Origin of the sequence: Collinsella sp. LCP21S3_D3 (assembly GCF_052118305.1) — a bacterium.
Classification (GTDB): Bacteria; Actinomycetota; Coriobacteriia; order Coriobacteriales; family Coriobacteriaceae; genus Collinsella.
The window spans coordinates 222054-239160 of sequence record NZ_JBQKHK010000001.1 but is presented as its reverse complement, the minus strand read 5'-3'; the positions used below and the strand labels follow the sequence as shown (position 1 = coordinate 239160).

The window sequence follows — 17107 nt, the reverse complement described above, 5'->3', positions numbered from 1 at the left end:
TATTATGCGAAACCCCCTTGGGGATTGCAAGCGACGAAGCGGAATTGAAACGGGAAAATCGCTGCTTGCCGGTCGTGAGGTCAATAATCGTTGGCGAGCGGCTATACGAAAAGGGCCAGGATCTAAACCCCGGCCCTTCTGGCATGTCTATGGTTGCTGTCGCGTGCAGCGGACGGACTAGAACATCTGCTCGTAATCGCTGTGCTTTTTGGCCGAACGCACCAAAAATTCCTGGTTGGTATTAGTGCCCTTAAGGCCCTTGATAAACGACGCGGCCGCGCGCTCGGTATTGTTCATGCCGGCGAGGATGCGGCGCAGGCCAAAGACAAACGGACGCATTTGCTCGTCGACCAGCAGGTCCTCGTTGCGCGTGCCCGAGGCAACGGGGTCGATGGCCGGGAAGATGCGGCGGTCGGCCAGATCGCGATCGAGCTTGAGCTCCATGTTGCCGGTGCCCTTGAACTCCTCAAAGATGACCTCGTCCATCTTGGAGCCGGTATCGATAAGGGCGGAAGCAAGGATGGTGAGTGAGCCGCCGTTTTCGATATTGCGGGCAGCACCCAGGAAGCGCTTGGGCGGATACAGGGCCGCCGAATCGACGCCGCCCGAAAGGATGCGGCCCGAGGCGGGCGCCGCCAGGTTGTACGCACGGGCAAGACGCGTGATGGAGTCGAGCACCACCACGACGTCGCCGCCCAGCTCCACGATGCGCTTGGCGCGCTCGATGACGAGCTCGGCCACGCGGGTATGGTTGTCGGCGGGCATATCGAAGGTGGAGGCCACGACCTCGCCCTCAATGGAGCGCTGCATATCGGTGACCTCTTCGGGGCGCTCGTCGACGAGCAGGCAGATGAGGTGCACCTCGGGGTTGTTGATCGAGATAGACTGGCAGATCTTCTTGAGAATCGTGGTCTTACCGGCCTTGGGCGGTGACACGATCAGGCCACGCTGGCCCTTGCCGATCGGCGACACGATATCGATGGCGCGACCGGTAATGGAATCCTTGCCATGCTCCATGCGCAGCGGCTCATTGGGGTAGACCGGCGTGAGGTCGCCAAACTTGGGGCGATTGCGAATCTGCTCGGGGTCCAAACCGTTGACGGTCGTAATTTTGGCGAGACCGGCACGCTTGTCGCCGCCGCGCGAGGGGCGAAGCGAACCCTCGATCACGTCGCCCGTGCGCAGACGCGCGGAGCGGATGAGGTAGGCGGGCACGAAGGCGTCGTCATTGGACTTCATGTAGCCGTGAGCATGGATGATGCCGGAGCTGTCCGGGCGAATCTGCAGGATGCCCTTAATATCGCGGAAGCCCTCGGCCTTCGCGGCGGTCGTGTAGATCTCTTCGACGAGCTCGGCCTTCTTCTTGCCGGTCGTCTCGATCTCGAACTCCTTGGCCTTCTCGCGCAGCTCGGCGACCTTCATGGCCGCGAGCTCCTCGCGCGAAAGCGTTGGCTCGGTCGGAGCTGCGTTGCGCTCCTTGTTGCGCTGTTTGCGGTCGCGCTGACGGCTGCGGCGGTCGTTGTTGCGATCATCCTTGCGCTCGCTGCGCTCATCGTTACGCTTGTGCTGACGGCGGTTGGGGCGGGAACCCTCTTCGGCCTCAGCGCTCTCGACGGCAGGCGTCGTGGGCGCATCGGCGGTCGCCGGGGTCTCGCCGTCCGACTGAGCGTCGGACTCGGGCTGTTGCTCAGCATCCCCCTGCTGTTCGGCAGACTTGGTCTTGGAAGATTTCTTGCGCGTGCGCTTGGGCTTCTCGCCTGCCGACCGATCGGCGCCCTCCGTCTCGGGAGTCGTGTCGACACTCGCCTCGGTAGACTCAGCTACCGCAGATTCGGCGCCGGACTTCGCCTCTGCCTTAGCTGGGCGTTTGGCTGCGGTGTGACGGCTGCGCCCGGGACGAACGTCGGCAGACTCGGCAGCGGAAGAAACAGCGACCTCAGGAACATCAGCACCCTCGGCCGAAACCACGGCAGCCGCTGTAGGCTCGACGAACGCCGGGGCATCTTGGACAGAAGCCGCGGCAGCGGCCGCCTTCTCCGCCTCGACAAATGCCTTGGGCTTGCGGCCGCGGCGATGCGGGCGCAAAGCAGGATCGACGACAAATGCACCGCCGGCCTCGGCAGGCACGACAGACTCAGCAGAGGAAGCGTCCTCCCCCGCCGCAGAGCGAACCGGGGTCTCGGCGGCATCGGACGAAGCCTGCTCGGCAGCCTGCTGGACCTTGGCCGCCGTACGACGGCGCGTGCGCGGAGCCGGCTTTTCTGCTACCTGCTCGGGAGCCGGAGCCGAAGGCGCCTCGGGGGCGGACGGAGCCGCGAGCTCGGTCAGAGCCGCGGCATCGCGCTCGGCGGCACGACGGCGAGCACGAACAACCTGGGCTTCGCTGATCTGCGCAAGCGCGCGGGCCTGCGCAACCTCATCTGAAAGCGGCGCCGAAACCTCGGCTGAAACCGGACGCTTGGCACGCGTCGTGCGCGTGGTGCGGCGTTTGGGCTTTGCAGCCTCATCGCCATCCGCAGCGGGCTTGGCCACACGACGCGTGCGCTTGGGCTTCACGGGCGCAGCCTCCTCCCCGGTAGCAGGCGCGACGGGAACAGGGTTCTCACTCGAAGCCGAGACAGCGTTCTGGTGTGTCTCGGGGACCGACGCCTGCGACGGTGCGGGTTTCGCGATCTGGTCCAACGCAACCGGTGCAGTGGGAGTGGTTTGTGCCGTGCTTATTTCATTTTCTTGCTGTTGATCAGACACAGTGTTTGCTCAACTTTCTTTTAAAGCCCTGTGATCACATGCTCCCTGCATAAACCTTCAGGGCGGCTAAACAGTCTAGCTCCGTTCAAACACAACGGACATCATTGATCTGTATCGAGATGATTGCGTCAAATACGCAGCGTTAGTGTAACACAACCGCCACCACCTGCAACTTAGTCATTGGACGTTCTTATACAACTGGTCAAAAGGGACACTCTCCCTCAAAAGCGCTTCCTCTGTCGCACCAGAGGAGTGAAGCCGTGGCATCCGGAATAGCTTCGCCACGAAACGCGCCTATCTACTACGTTTGACCCGCGACCCCTGACCACCCCCTCGATCTTCCTAAAATCGCAAGCCCGCTACCTGCGGTTTTAATATCGTACTTTTCGGCATGGTTCGGGGTATGCGACTAAACGTAGTAGATAAGCCCGATTTGTGGCGGACGGTTTCGCACCGCTCTCCCACCAGACAAAAATGATCCGTTTTCCTCCGTCCCCAAGGGGTCGTTTTCAAAACGATCGCGGATTACGGTGCAAGAACGGCGTAAGCCAACCATACCCTGCATTTTTAATATTTGGCAAGCCGTCTACCTGCGATTTTATTTTCGCTGCTGTTGCTATGGTCGCCAGGCAGCGATTCAGCCCCGTAAACCGGTATAGTTGCGTTTTTGTAGCATTTTCCAACACGCCAAAAAGCCCCGCCAAACGCAAAAAGCCCGACCTCCGCATGGGAGATCGGGCTTATAGGGCTCAGCAAAGCCAAACCTACACGGTCAAACGACCCGTAGATTACATCTGCTCGGGTGCAGAAACGCCAACCAGAGTGAGCACCAGGGCGAGCGTCACGCGGACGGCGTCGCAGGCGGCCAGACGGGCGCGCGAAAGCTCGGGATCGACGGGACGGCCCTCTCTCGGAAGTACCTGGCAGGCAGCATAGAAGCTGTGGAAGTCGCCGGCGAGCTCCTCGGCAAAGTGCGTCAGACGGAACGGGGCGCGGTCGCGAGCACAGCTGGCAATGAGGTCGGTGAGCTCGTTGAGCTTACGCGAAAGGGCAAGCTCGGTGGGGTCGGTCAGCAGCGAGTAGTCGACGTTCTCGCCGATGGCCTTAGCGGCGACGGCCTTCATGCCCATCTCGTCAGCCTGCTCGGGCGTAACGTCAGCGGCACGGCGCAGAATGGAGCACACACGAGCGTGAGCGTACTGCACGTAGTAGACCGGGTTGGAGTTATCACGCTTCTTAACGGCCTCGATATCGAAGTCGACCATCTGGTTGGAGCTCTTGGAGATGAGCGTGTAACGGGCGGCGTCGGAGCCGACCTCGTCGACAAGCTCCTGCAGGGTCACCATGGTGCCCTTGCGCTTGGACATACGGACGGGCTTGCCGTTGCGCAGCAGGTTGACGAGCTGGCCCAGCAGAACCTCGAACTTGCCGGGATAGCCAAGAGCGTCGCAGACACAGCGGACGCGGTCGATGTAGCCATGGTGGTCGGCGCCCCAGATGTCGATGACGTGGTCGACGCGCTGGAACTTGTCCCAGTGATAGGCAACGTCGGAGGCGAAGTAGGTGTACTCGCCGTCGGACTTGATCAGAACGCGGTCCTTGTCGTCGCCCAGGTCGGTGGAGCGGAACCACAGAGCGCCGTCCTTGGTGTAGAGGTAGCCCATCTTGTCGAGCTTCTCGAAAGCGCGGTCGACGGCGGAGGTGCCGGCGGTCTCGCCCTCGGTGTCCTTCACGTACAGCGAGCGCTCGGAGAACCAACGATCGAAGTCGCAGTTGACGGCGTGGCAAAGGTCGCGCATGTTGTCGACCATCTTTACGTAGCCGCGCTCGCGGAAGCTCTCCATGCGCTCCTGCGGATCGGCGTCGACCCACTTGTCACCGTCGGTGCGCCAGAACTCGGCGGCCTCGTCGATGATGTAGTCACCGCCGTAGGAGTCCTTGCCCAGAGTCTCGGCAAAGTTGTCCTGATACGGATGGGTCTCGGGATGCTCGTCGTTCTCGTCGGCAACAAAGGCATCGCGGTCGGCAATCAGCAGCTTGTGAGCCTCGTCGATATCCACGCCCTGCTTGGCGATGATGTCGGCAAGCTGCATGTAGCGCGTGCTGATGGAGTTGCCGAAGGTGTTCATCTGAGAGCCGTGGTCGTTGATATAGAACTCACGCTGGATATCGTAACCGGCATGGTCCATAACGCGGCAGAGGGAGTCGCCCAGAGCGGCCCAACGGCCATGGCCAATATGCATGGGGCCGACGGGGTTGGCGGAGACAAACTCGACCTGGGTCTTCAGGCCGCCGCCGACGTTGGACTTAGCGAAGTCCATGCCCTTCTCGCGAGCCTCGCCGAAGATGGCGTTCTTAACGGCGACGGAGAGGTAGAAGTTGATGAAGCCAGGGCCGGCGATCTCGACCTTCTCGATCGCGGGATCCTCGGGCATATGGGCAACGACGGCCTCGGCGATCTTGCGCGGGGCGCAGTGAGCCAGCTTGGCGGACTTCAGGGCCATGGTGGAGGTCCACTCGCCATGAGAAGTGTCAGCCGGTCGCTCGATAGCGCAATCGTCAAGTTCAAATGCGGAAAGGTCGCCGGCCTCCTGGGCCGCAGCAAGCGCAGCGCGTACCAGCTCTTCAATCTTCTCGGGCATAGATCCTCCTTGTGTTAAAGCCCCCGAGCTCTTGGTCACTCGTAGGGCAAAAGCCAGAGTTTGCAGCACTCTATCACAAGCGGTAACTACTGTCGCAGGGTAAAGTCAATCGATATTGCATATGCACAAAATTGACTACAGCTGTCGCAAGGCCATTCAAAGATGGCGGTCTGCCTGCTGATCGTGCACCCGCCGAAAATGCATAAACATGTGCATGAGCCGGACAGAGTATCGAATACTCTTACCTATCGGATTTGTGTGCTTTTCCTGCATAAAGTAAGGGTTTGCGCACGTCAGCGTGGTATTCTAGACATACGTAAATTCGTATAAGTTGGAGGTAGCATGTTCTCAATCGGTCAACACGTCATTCATCCGGGTCAGGGAGTCTGCACCGTCGTCGGTTTTAGGGAAGACACACCGCAGCCCATGCTGTTGCTCGAGACCAAGCAGGGACATGCGCAGACGATCCTCATGTACCCCGTGGCGCAGGCCGACCGTCTGCATGCCGCCATCTCCCAGCAAGATGCCGAGCACCTACTGAGCCATTACGACGAGCTGGAGTGCGACACCTTTACCGAGCGCAACAGCTCGCTCGAGGAGACGCACTTTAAGCAGCAGCTCAAGCTGGGTGCGCCCGAGACGGTCCGCGTGGCAAAAACAATGATGCACCGTATTCGCCAGGCCGAGGAAGCAGATAAAAAGCCCAGCTCCTACTACATGCGCGTACTCAAGGAAGCCAAGCGCCGCTCCATCGAGGAGATTGCCGTGGCCCTGGGCGTCACCGAGGAAGACGCCGAAGCCCGCCTATCCCAAGCCGCCCTCAACTAACCTGCCAAAAAGGGACAGGTTTATTTTGGCAGGTTTTATCTGGCCAAACGTCAACAAACAATTGGTAAATGGTCGGGTGCTCCGTTTTGTTTGTAAGCCCCGGCCATTTTTCTATCGCCGCGAAAATGCGTGAAGCCCATTTGTGATGACATCACGCGAGGGCCGTCCAGATCGACGCAACCAACGCCCGTATCCGCAACAAGCGCACCCGTCTTGCTCAATTACCATTAAAAAGCATCAATTTGAAAACGCAATAACATTTCGGCAGGTAGCAGCTATAGTCGGTAAACTGAATCTCGACAACCGAAGCCTCCGAATGAGGTATCTTCAGCCCATCCAAGCTAAAGGAGGGGCCATGCCGAGAAAACCTCGTTCAAAGTCACCAACCGGTTATTTCCACGTCACGTTGCGTGGAAACGGAGGGCAATTGCTGTTTGACGATGCCGAGGACCGAATCGCCATGCTTCAGATCCTCGATGCAATCCTCCCCAAACACAATATCGAGCTTATCGCTTGGTGCCTTATGGGAAACCATATTCATTTGGCACGGCAATCGTGCAGAGTGTCGCAGGATGCGCTCCGACGGAACTCAAATCTGTCTCCAAGCCACTTCGCAATGAGGCGATTCTCGCGCTTCGAAAACAAGGGCTAACCGTTAAGCAGGTTCAGCTGCTGACCGGACTCGGAACATGGATTATCAAGAACGCGTCCTAGCGTCGCGTTTACCGAGTTACGGATACGGCGAAGCGCAGCTGCCTGTCGCGAGGCGCCGCCATTCGCAAGCGCCACCATGTTAAACAGAAAACGCTTCCGCTGAATAACGTCCAACGGAAGCGTCTTCCCAGATAAAACCTACCAAAATAAACCTGTCCCTTTTTGGCAGGTTAGGCCTGGAAGGTGTCGCGGTCGGGCGCGAAGGACTGCATGGCCGCGATGGTGCGGTCGAAAAGCTCGGGGAGCTCCCAGCCCAGCATCTCGGCGCCCTGCGTAATCACGTCGCGCGAGCAGCCGGCGGCAAAGCGCTTGTCCTTGAACTTCTTCTTGAGCGACTTGGTCGTAAAGTCCATGACGCTCTTGCTCGGACGCATGATGACGGCGGCCCCGATCAGGCCGGTAAGTTCGTCGCAGGCAAACAGGATCTTTTCCATCTGCAGCTCGGGCTTGGGCAGCGAGGTATTGAAGTCCGAGGTATGCGTCTGGATGGCGCGGATGAGTTCGGGCGATGCGCCCTCGCTCTCGAGGATTTCGGCCGCATAGATGGTGTGGTTCACGGGGTCGTCCTCATGCTCCTCCCAATCCAGGTCGTGCAGCAGTCCGACGATGCCCCAAAACTCCTCGTTCTCGGGGTCGAACTCGCGAGCAAAGTAGCGCATGGTGCCCTCGACCGTCTCACCATGGGTGATGTGGAACGGATCTTTGTTGTGCTCGTTGAGCAATTCGAACGCACGGTCGCGGGTGATTCCGGCGGAAAGCGTCTGGGACATGGCAATACCTCCAGGTGAGTCGGTGCTAAGACACGGTGTCACTATCGTATATCGCCGCGGCTCAAGCCGAAAGGCAGAAAAGGCATACGGAGAAAAAAGCCGGGCGAACGCGTCGCCCGGCAAAACCGCAGATAAAACCTGCCAAAATAAACCTGTCCCTTTTTGGTAGGTTTAGGGGCGGACCTGGCCGGTGCCGCGGAGCTTGTATTTGTAGGTGGTGAGGGCCTCGGCGGCAAAGGGGCCGCGGGCGTGGAGCTTTTGGGTCGAAATGCCGATCTCGGCGCCCAGGCCAAACTCGCCGCCGTCGGTAAAGCGCGTGCTGGCGTTGGCATACACGGCCGAGGCATCGATCTCATCCAAAAAGCGCTCGCAAGCGTCCGCGTCCTCGGCGATGATGGCCTCGGAATGCATAGTGCCATAGCGGTTGATGTGCGCGATGGCCTCGTCCTCGTTCGCCACGACCTTCACGCTCATCTCGAGCGCCAGGTACTCGCGGCCCCAGTCCTCCTCGGTTGCGGCCACGTAGTCATCGCCCTCGGCAAGACCGGCGTCGGCGCATGCGGCACACATAGCCTCGTCGCCGTGAATCAGCACGCCGTGGTCGTGCAGCACGGCCACGACCGCCGGTAAAAACGAATCTGCCACGGCGCGGTCCACAAGCAGCGACTCGGCGGCGTTGCACACACCCACGCGCTGGGTCTTGGCATTAACGATAATGTTGAGCGCCTTGTCAAAGTCGGCCGACTCATGCACGTAGATGTGGCAGTTTCCCGTGCCCGTCTCGATAACCGGCACGAGCGACTCGCGCACGCAGCGCTGGATCAGGCCCGCGCCGCCACGCGGAATAAGCACGTCGACGATGCCGCGAAGCTTCATGAGCTCGCCGGTGGCCTCGCGATCGGTGGACTCGATCATCGAGATAGCCTCGCGCGGGAAACCCTTGGCCTCGAGCGCATCGGCCAGCAGTTCGGCAATCATGGCGCACGAGTGATAGGCCAGCGAACCGCCGCGCAGAATGCAGGCGTTGCCGGTGCGGATGCAGATGCCCGCGGCATCGGCCGTCACGTTGGGGCGCGCCTCATAGACCATGGCGACCAGGCCCAGCGGCACGCTCACGCGGGTGAGGTCCACACCACTTGCAAGTACACGGTGGTCGAGCACGCGGCCGACAGGATCGGGCAGCTCAGCGAGCTTCTCCAGGCCGGCGGCCATGCCCTCGACGCGCTCGGGCGTCAGCAGCAGACGGTCGAGGAGCCCCGCCGAGGTCCCCGCATCGAGCGCAGCGGACATATCGAGCTCGTTGGCGGCGACGATGGAATCGACGCCATCGCGCAGCGCCGCGGCCATGGCGCGCACGGCCTCCTGGCGCTGCTCGTCGCTCGCCGTGGCAAGCGAGGCCGACGCTGCCTTGGCGGCAACGGCAAGATCGTGGACATACGTGGCTATATCGACCGACATAGACGGCCCTTTCTCTTAGTAGTTTGCCAACCATGGTAGCCGATTTGTGCATGCCCTCGCGCATGGCGGTAGAATTGGTCAACCCGAAACACCACAACGAACGGAAGTACCGCATGGCCCTCATCACTTCGTACCACGTCCCCGGCCTCTATGTCGAGGACCACAGCATCGACGTCCCCTTGGATTGGCGCGGCCTGGAGCCGATGATCCTGGCCGTCGGCAGCACCATGCGCCGCGGCGCCATGCCGGCGCCCATTGCCGGCGCACCCGAGAGCATCAAGCTTTTCTACCGCGTGGTTTGCGCTCCCGACCGTATCAACGACGACCTGCCACTCCTCCTCTTTTTGCAGGGCGGCCCCGGCGGCGAGAGCCCGCGTCCGCTGTCGCCCACAAGCGACGGCTGGATCGAGGAGGCCGTCAAGCACTTCCGCGTCGTCCTGCCCGACCAGCGCGGTACCGGGCGCAGCAGCTGTGTAGACGGGCGCACGATTGCCGCACTGGGCGAGCGCGCCGAGGCGGCAGGCTCCGATGCGGCCCGCTCGCAGGCAGACTTCCTCAAGCGCCACCTCGCCAGCTCCATCGTGCGCGACTTTGAGTACCTGCGCCTGGTGGGCTTTGGCGGCAAGCCCTGGGTCACGCTCGGCCAGAGTTACGGTGGCTTTTTGACGTTGAGCTATCTGTCGCTCTTCCCCGAGGGCGTGGCGGCAAGCTTTACCTGCGGTGGCATTCCGCACGTACCGGCGAGTGCCAGCGAGGTCTACGCACACACCTTCCCGCGTATGGCGGCCAAGACTCAGCAGTATTATGACCGCTACCCCACCGACGTCGAGCGCGTGGCGGCCCTGGCAGATGCCCTCGAGGAACAAAAGCCCGTACTGCCCGACGGCTCGCCGATGACGGTCGAGCGCCTGCAGCTCATGGGCAGCGACTTTGGCATGAAGCCGAGCTTTGAGCGCATGCACTGGATTATCGACCACGCGTTTGTTAATGGCGACGGTACGCTGAGCTGCGGCTCATCGGTATCCGACAGCTTTTTGATGCGCGCCTTCGAGCGCACCAACACGCGCACGAATCCGCTGTACTGGACGCTGCAGGAATTCATCTACGCCGATGGCGACACGATGCCCATTGGCTGGGCAGCCGCCGAGGAAAAGGCCCATCGTGCCGAGTTCGACACCCTCGCGCGCCCGCTCATGTTTACCGGCGAGGCCATGTTCCCGTGGATGTTTGAGCAGATGCCCGAGCTCAAGCCCTTCAAGCCCGCCATGGACCTGCTGATGGAAGACACCAGCTGGGACAAGATCTACGACCCGCAGCGCCTGGCCTGCAACGAGGTGCCGCTCCAAGCCGCGGTATATTTCGACGACATGTACGTGGATTCGGGCCTGCAGCTCGACACGCTCAGCCGCGTGGGCAACTCACATGCCTGGGTGACGAACGAGTTCGAGCACGACGGCCTGCACGGCAGCATGGTGTTCAAGCACCTCTTCGACGAGGCCCTCAACCGCGGAGACCTGCGCCAGATCTTCTAGCAAAGGAGTGTCCCCGCCGGCCGGCACATAAGAAACGCCCCCAAGTGCCGGCACGAGAAAGACAGCGCTGCGGGAAACGATCCGCAGCGCTGTCTTTCTTTATGCAAAGACGATCAAGTTGTCTCGGTGGATCGCGGGCTTCTCGGCCAAGTCTGCCAGCAAGCGGTTGCCGGCAATCTGGTCCTGGCGGCGTCCGGCTGCAAGCTCCAGCACGTCCGAATCGGCCTCGGCGATACCGCGGGCGACAACCATGCCGCTCGGGTCGCACACGTCGAGCACATCGCCCTCGGCAAACGTGCCATCGACCTCGCGAATACCCACCGCAAGCAGGGAAGAACCGCGGCTGACCAGCGCTTTCGCGGCGCCGTCATCGACCGTCACCGAGCCATGCGCCTTGTCGCCCAGTGCAATCCACAGCTTGCGGGGCGCAATGTCCAGGCGCTCCGCCGGCGGATCGAACAGCGTGCCCACGCTCTCGCCGCGGGCAAGGCGCACGAGCGCATCGGGCTCCTCGCCCGAGCAAATCACACTCTGAATGCCCGCCGTCATCAGGATGCGGCTCGCGCGGATCTTGGTAATCATGCCGCCTGTGCCAACCGATGTGGAAGAATCGCCCGCCGAGGCGATAATCTTGGCATCGATCTTATGCACGACCGGAACGAACTCGGCCGTGGGGTCCTCGTGCGGATTGGCGGTATAGAGGCCATCGATGTCCGAGAGCGTCACGCACAGGTCGGCAGAAACCAGGCAGCCCACAAGCGCCGCCAGCGTGTCGTTGTCGCCAAACTTAATCTCGTCGACGGTAACGGTGTCGTTCTCGTTGACGACCGGCACCACGCCCAGTTCCACCAGACGCAGCAGCGCGTCGCGCGCGTGCAGATAGGACGTGCGACGGGCCGTGTCGTGACGCGTGAGCAGCACGAGCGAGGTGAGCAGGTCGCGCGCATGGAACTCCTCGTCGTAGGCCGACGAGATGATGCACTGACCGGCCGAGGCGCAGGCCTGCAGGCTCGGCAGGTCACCGACCGGCTTGCGGTCAAAGCCCAGCACGGGATAGCCACAGGCAATGGCGCCCGAACTCACCACGACCAGACGCCAGCCGAGCTTGCGCAGGGCAGCAGCCTGATCGGCGAGCCCGCCGATAAAGGCGCGGTTGACCTTGCCATCGGCGCCCACCACCGTGGACGAACCGATCTTTACCACCATCGTTTTATAAAAAGTCGTCATACGTCAAACCAATCAACTGTTGAGGGTTCGGGCGAGCTGACGGCCGAGGGAACGTAATTCCACCCTACACCCAACAAAATTAGCGAGCCCAGGGGAAGGCAGAAGCCGCGGCCATGTTCTTGCGCACGAGCTCGTCGCGCACCTGCGCCAGGCCCTGCTCCATGCCAACCACATAGGTCTGCGGGTACAGGAAGCGCTTGTAGACCGGATCCAGATGGTCCAGCGCCCAAGCGCAACGCTCGCGTGCGGCCTCGATGCTCTCGCGCGGGGCAACAGCGCTGCCGTCGCGCACGATCGGCGCCAGCAGCTCGCGATACTCAAGCTCGGACACGTCGGTCACCAGGGCGGCATCGTTCACGGCCACGAGGGTATTGCCGCGCGCGGCGCCCTCCCCCGCCAGATGGTCCTCGTCATAGATCATGTCGCAGACCGGGCCGCCAAAGCCGTCGTAATAGCGGCGCACGCGCTGCACGCCTGGAATCGTGCGCTTGTAGGGCTGCTCGGAGAGCTTGACCACCGGAGTCCACGGGTCCGCCTCGCTCGCACGGCGGGCGGAAAGCTTGTACACGCCGCCCAGCGCCGGTTGGTCGTAGCAGGTCGCGAGCTTAGTGCCCACGCCAAAGCTATCGATGGGCGCACCCTGGTCAAGCAGCGACTGAATCGTGTATTCATCCAGATCGTTGGAAACCGAGATCCCCACATAGGGCAGGCCCTCGGCATCAAAACGGCCGCGGACATACTTGGACAGCTTGGCGAGGTCGCCTGAGTCGATGCGAATGGCCGACAGACGCTCGCCCACCGCCTCCATCTCCTTGGCAACCGTAATGGCATGCTCGCAGCCCTCGCGCACATCATAAGTGTCGATGAGCAGCGTGCAGTTCTTGGGGCTCGACTTGGCAAAGGCACGGAAAGCCTCGAGCTCGGAATCGAAGCTCATCACCCAGCTGTGCGCATGCGTGCCAAAGACGGGAATGCCGTAGCGGCGACCGGCGAGCACATTGGACGTAGAGGAGCAGCCGGCAACGTAGCTCGCGCGCGCGACGGCCAGGCCGCCATCGGGACCCTGGGCGCGGCGCAGGCCAAACTCGGCCACGGGACGGCCGTCCGCCGCCAACACCACGCGCGCCGTCTTGGTGGCGACAAGCGTCTGGAAGCCGACGATGTTGAGCAGCGCCGTCTCGAGCAGCTGGCACTCCAGCGCGGGGCCGGTGACGCGCACCATGGGCTCGCGCGGAAAGACGAGCTCGCCCTCGGGGACGGCGTCGATGTTTACATGCGCACGAAAATCGCGCAGGTAGTCGAGGAATTCGGGCTTGAACATCGCGCCGCCGGCCGGGGCCTGGAGCGATGCGAGGTAGTCGATGTCCTCGGGCGTAAAGCGAAGGTTCTCGACCAGCTCGGGCAGCTCGGCGGTGCCGCACATGACGGCATAGGCGCTGCCAAACGGATGGTCACGGTAAAACGCCGTAAAACAGCCCTGCTCATTGGCCTTGCCGCTCTCCCACAGGCCCTGGGCCATAGTGAGCTCGTACAGATCGGTGAGCATTGCGATGTCGGTGGGATGCGAGATGTCGGTCAAAGCCATGGGGCGACCTTTCGGATGCGTTGTGCAGAGGTTGAGGGTTGGACGAGAGCAGAGCATGCGGACATGACGCCCGATGCAGATCGGTTAGAGCAGGCCCATGCTGGTCATGATCGTGTAGCCCATAAAGACGACAAACGCGACCAAGGCGAGCGCGATGATGATCTTTTGAGCCGGAGCCATACCGGGGATCTCGCCCTCGGCCGTGGGCTCCTTGGAAGTGACCATGCGCTGGGCAAACGTCATCTCGTCACGGCTCGGCTTGGGCTCGGCGGGCTTGGGGCGGGCGGCTTTTTTAGACTGAGGCTTGGGTGCAGCAGGCGCAGGCTTCGCAGCGGCGGGCCTGGGCGCGGGCGCGGGCCTGCACTCGGATGCGCCACTCGCAGCGGCCTCCTCGGCCTTCGCATGCTCGGCACGCAGGGCGGCCAGCTCCTCACGCTCGCGCCGGGCCTCTTCCTGGGCCTCGCGGCGGGCCTTCTCAGCGCGGAGCTCTTCCAACTCGGCGCGCTCCTCGTCGGACAATGGTTGGGAATCAAGCTCGGCCATAGTGCAGCCCTTTCTTTCAAAAAAAGCCGCCGACACAATGTCGACGGCTTATCAAATCCAAGGGTGGAGACGAAGGGAGTCGAACCCTCGGCCTCTGCCATGCGACGGCAGCGCTCTCCCAACTGAGCTACGTCCCCAGGACAAGTCGATATTTTACCTACGGCTCGCCAGCTGTCAACGCCCAATACCCAGTCTTTTTGGGACGGGGCTTTTTTGACTACTTTTCGGATGGTAGCTCGACCCCCACCGGGAGCAGTCTTTTTGGGACGGGGCTTTTTAGCTACCCAGGCAAATAGCGAAAACGATTTGGACGATTAACGGCAGGGGCAGCTAAAATAGCCCCGTCCCAAAAAGACTGCTCAAAAGAGCTACTTTGCGCTGGTGAGGACGCCAGTGGTGTCGAACGCTGGGGTAAAGCTCTCGTCTACCGCGCCGCCCTCTTGCCAGAACATCGTCGTAAAGCCCAGGTCGTCGGCATGGTCGAGCACCTGCTCGTACTCCTCGCGCGTCACGGCTCGCGCCAAGTCGCCGCCCTGCTCGCGCATGAGCGCATTGGGCGTGTACTGGTTCATGACCGAGATCGGAACATCACCCACCGTCTGCCACACCAGGTCTAGCACGCGACACGAATCGTCCGCATGCCCCGGCAACACCAGGTGACGCACGATCATGCCGCGCTTCATGAGCCCGTCCTCGTCCACCAGCTCTCCCCCACGACGCTCAATCTCGCGCGCCATTTGCGCCAAACCCGACACGGCCACACGCGGGTAGTCCTTAATGTGGGAGAGCGACTGCGCAAGCCCCGCATCGGCATATTTAAAGTCGGTAAGCCACACATCGACCAGATCGCCGAGCGCCGCCACGGCACTCGCGCGCTCATAACCGCTTGTGTTGTAGACGATTGGAACAACCAGTCCGCGCGCCCGTGCCGCGGCAATCGCAGCCGGCAGCAGGTGCGCGTAGTGCGTCGCCGTCACCAAGTTAATATTGTTTGCACCCTGGTCCTGCAGCTCCAACATAATCTCGACCAGGCGCTCGGGCATAATCTCAAGCCCAAAATTGCCCGTCGAGATCTCGTGGTTCTGACAATAGACGCATTTGAGCGAGCAGCCGCTAAAGAAGATCGTGCCCGAACCGGCCTCGCCCGAAATAGGCGGCTCCTCCCACATATGAAGCGCCGCGCGGGCCACCTTGAGCGTGTCGTTAGCACCGCATACGCCGCGCGCACCCTCATCGCGCGCCGCACCGCAACGCCGCGGACACAAATGGCAGGCGGGCGAAAAAAGTTCGGTCAACGACGTCGGCATAAAAACATGCTCCAAAACAACGATTCAGCAGGTCAAACGCAAAAGGACCAACCGCGCAGACGGCTCGAGCCCAAGGCGCCGTAATCGTCCGACACGATTTTTGTAATGTCAAGACTGGAATCGATAAAGTGCAGCTTTATGATGTAGGTATTCCGCCCCCCGCGGAGCAACTGGGTGAACCGTCGCGTTTATTTAGGGAGCCCACACAGTCGTACGTAGTACAGGTATCCTTCGTTGTTAAGGACGCTGGAACGGTCGATGAGGGCACCCACCTGTTTTAGGTGGGTTCATTTTCGTAACGTGGGGGGTGGTTTTCTTTTGCCGTTTTTGCCAAAAATAGCCATCGCAGATCCCGTATGACACCCAACGGCACTCGGCAGAACCCCCGCCACCATCCCAATATCTGGTAAGCGCGTGATTATCGATTGGCGCGATTCCCCGCACCCCCTTTAGTCGAGTATCATGGGTCAGCTATACCCTTTGCGGCATGGCATCCTTTGACCTTTTCCTTCGACGCTTGGCGGTTTTTGATACATGGCTTCATCCACAAGCTACATACCGTTCCTTTGCGTGGCAGCCGCGGCATATATCACGACCTTCCTCACGGTGCCCCTGGTTAAACGTCTGGCAATCAAGCTCGACGCCGTTGACTATCCTTCAAAACGCCGTATCAACACCAAGCCCATCCCGCGCTTGGGAGGTACGGCGGTCTTTTTGGGCCTGGTCGTTGCCTGCATCGTTCAGATTATGGGCACCTGGCATCTGGGTTGGCCGCCCGTCTTGGTCCCGCATCCGCGCCTGCACATTAGCTACCCCATGCTAGCGCTTTCTTTTACCGTCATTTTTGCGACCGGCGCGATCGACGACGTCTTCCAGCTTAAGCCCAAGCAAAAGCTCGCCGGCCAGGTCCTCGCCGCGCTCATCGCCTGCGTGGGTGGCCTAAAAATCGGCGTCATCCTCAACCCGCTTGCCCCCGGCGAAATCATGCTCGGCTGGCTTGCCTACCCCATCACCGTGGTCTACCTGGTGGCGTTCACCAATATCATCAACCTCATCGACGGCCTCGATGGCCTGGCCACAGGCATCTGCGGCATCGCATCGTTCACGATGTTCTCGATGGCCGTTCTCTCGGGCCGCATCGATGCCGCCGCGCTCTCCATCGCGTTGTTTGGCGCCTGCCTGGCCTTTTTGCGCTACAACTTCAACCCCGCGAGCATCTTTCTGGGCGACTCGGGGTCGCTGCTGCTGGGCTTTGCGCTTGGTTCCATTTCGCTGCTTAATGTGAGCCGCACCGCCGCGCTCACCTCGCTTATCATTCCGCTCATCGTTGCCGGTGTGCCCATCATCGACACGTTTAGCGCCATCGTGCGCCGCAAGCGCGCCCACATTAGCATTGGGCAGGCCGACAAAGGCCACATCCACCACCGCCTCATTCAAGAGGGCTATAACCAAAAGCAGGCTGTGCTGCTTATCTATGCCTGGTGTGTCCTGCTTTCGGCCGGTGCGGCCGCCATCAACCAGGTCGAAGTCCCCATGCGCGTGCTCATCTTTACCGTCCTTGGCATTGGCTCGGCAGCCTTCGCCAAGCACCTGCACCTGTTTGAGCCCGTGCTACGCCACCATTACAACAAGCGCACGCACGAAGACGAGCTGATAACCCCCGACGACCCCGCCTTTAAGCAGGAGGAGCAAGCGGCCGAGGAGCGTAAGGAAGAGCGCCACCACAGGCATTAAGGTTTGCTGCAGAAGGTCG

General features: G+C 61.3%; 11 protein-coding genes and 1 tRNA gene. 3 read left to right on the top strand and 9 right to left on the bottom strand.

Features of this window, described 5'->3' with window-relative positions:
- Positions 1-177: 177 nt before the first annotated feature.
- Both rho and argS read right to left on the bottom strand, forming a co-directional pair.
- Complete coding sequence (gene rho, locus ACTQ1S_RS00960) at positions 178-2556, bottom strand: transcription termination factor Rho (RefSeq protein WP_441546844.1); 2379 nt, start codon at positions 2554-2556, stop codon at positions 178-180.
- Between the two features lie 980 nt (positions 2557-3536).
- On the bottom strand, positions 3537-5390 hold the full coding sequence (gene argS, locus ACTQ1S_RS00955) for an arginine--tRNA ligase (RefSeq protein ID WP_441546843.1): 1854 nt from the start codon (positions 5388-5390) through the stop codon (positions 3537-3539).
- Between the two features lie 342 nt (positions 5391-5732).
- Between argS and ACTQ1S_RS00950 the strand changes: the two genes are divergently transcribed.
- Positions 5733-6218, top strand: coding sequence for a CarD family transcriptional regulator (locus tag ACTQ1S_RS00950; protein WP_427727935.1), 486 nt, complete (start codon positions 5733-5735; stop codon positions 6216-6218).
- A gap of 884 nt (positions 6219-7102) precedes the next feature.
- On the opposite strand, the gene ACTQ1S_RS00945 is transcribed toward ACTQ1S_RS00950, so the two are convergent.
- Both ACTQ1S_RS00945 and ACTQ1S_RS00940 read right to left on the bottom strand, forming a co-directional pair.
- Positions 7103-7702 (bottom strand): HD domain-containing protein, encoded by a 600-nt coding sequence (locus ACTQ1S_RS00945; protein WP_154518251.1) that lies wholly within the window; start codon positions 7700-7702, stop codon positions 7103-7105.
- 171 nt (positions 7703-7873) lie between these two features.
- Positions 7874-9160 carry a glutamate-5-semialdehyde dehydrogenase gene (locus tag ACTQ1S_RS00940; protein WP_441546842.1) on the bottom strand — a complete coding sequence of 429 codons (1287 nt, stop codon included), beginning with the start codon at positions 9158-9160 and terminating at the stop codon, positions 7874-7876.
- Between the two features lie 113 nt (positions 9161-9273).
- Here ACTQ1S_RS00940 and ACTQ1S_RS00935 point away from each other — a divergent pair, with 113 nt between their 5' ends.
- Positions 9274-10692 carry an alpha/beta fold hydrolase gene (locus ACTQ1S_RS00935; RefSeq protein ID WP_441546841.1) on the top strand — a complete coding sequence of 473 codons (1419 nt, stop codon included), beginning with the start codon at positions 9274-9276 and terminating at the stop codon, positions 10690-10692.
- Between the two features lie 99 nt (positions 10693-10791).
- Here the strand turns inward: ACTQ1S_RS00935 and proB are convergent, their stop codons facing one another.
- The 5 genes from proB to ACTQ1S_RS00910 all read right to left on the bottom strand — a co-directional run bounded on the left by proB (position 10792) and on the right by ACTQ1S_RS00910 (position 15354).
- Entirely contained in the window at positions 10792-11919 is a 1128-nt protein-coding gene (proB, locus tag ACTQ1S_RS00930) for a glutamate 5-kinase (RefSeq protein ID WP_441546840.1), read from the bottom strand.
- Between the two features lie 79 nt (positions 11920-11998).
- Positions 11999-13504 (bottom strand): nicotinate phosphoribosyltransferase, encoded by a 1506-nt coding sequence (locus ACTQ1S_RS00925; protein WP_427794587.1) that lies wholly within the window; start codon positions 13502-13504, stop codon positions 11999-12001.
- A gap of 84 nt (positions 13505-13588) precedes the next feature.
- A complete protein-coding gene (locus tag ACTQ1S_RS00920) occupies positions 13589-14047 on the bottom strand; it encodes a hypothetical protein (RefSeq protein WP_441546839.1) in 459 nt (152 codons plus the stop codon).
- A gap of 64 nt (positions 14048-14111) precedes the next feature.
- Positions 14112-14184, bottom strand: a tRNA-Ala gene (locus ACTQ1S_RS00915).
- 231 nt (positions 14185-14415) lie between these two features.
- Positions 14416-15354 carry a radical SAM protein gene (locus ACTQ1S_RS00910; protein WP_441546838.1) on the bottom strand — a complete coding sequence of 313 codons (939 nt, stop codon included), beginning with the start codon at positions 15352-15354 and terminating at the stop codon, positions 14416-14418.
- A 534-nt stretch (positions 15355-15888) separates the two neighbouring features.
- On the opposite strand from ACTQ1S_RS00910, the gene ACTQ1S_RS00905 reads away from it, so the two are divergent.
- Positions 15889-17088 carry an MraY family glycosyltransferase gene (locus ACTQ1S_RS00905; protein ID WP_441546837.1) on the top strand — a complete coding sequence of 400 codons (1200 nt, stop codon included), beginning with the start codon at positions 15889-15891 and terminating at the stop codon, positions 17086-17088.
- The last annotated feature ends 19 nt before the right edge of the window (positions 17089-17107 follow it).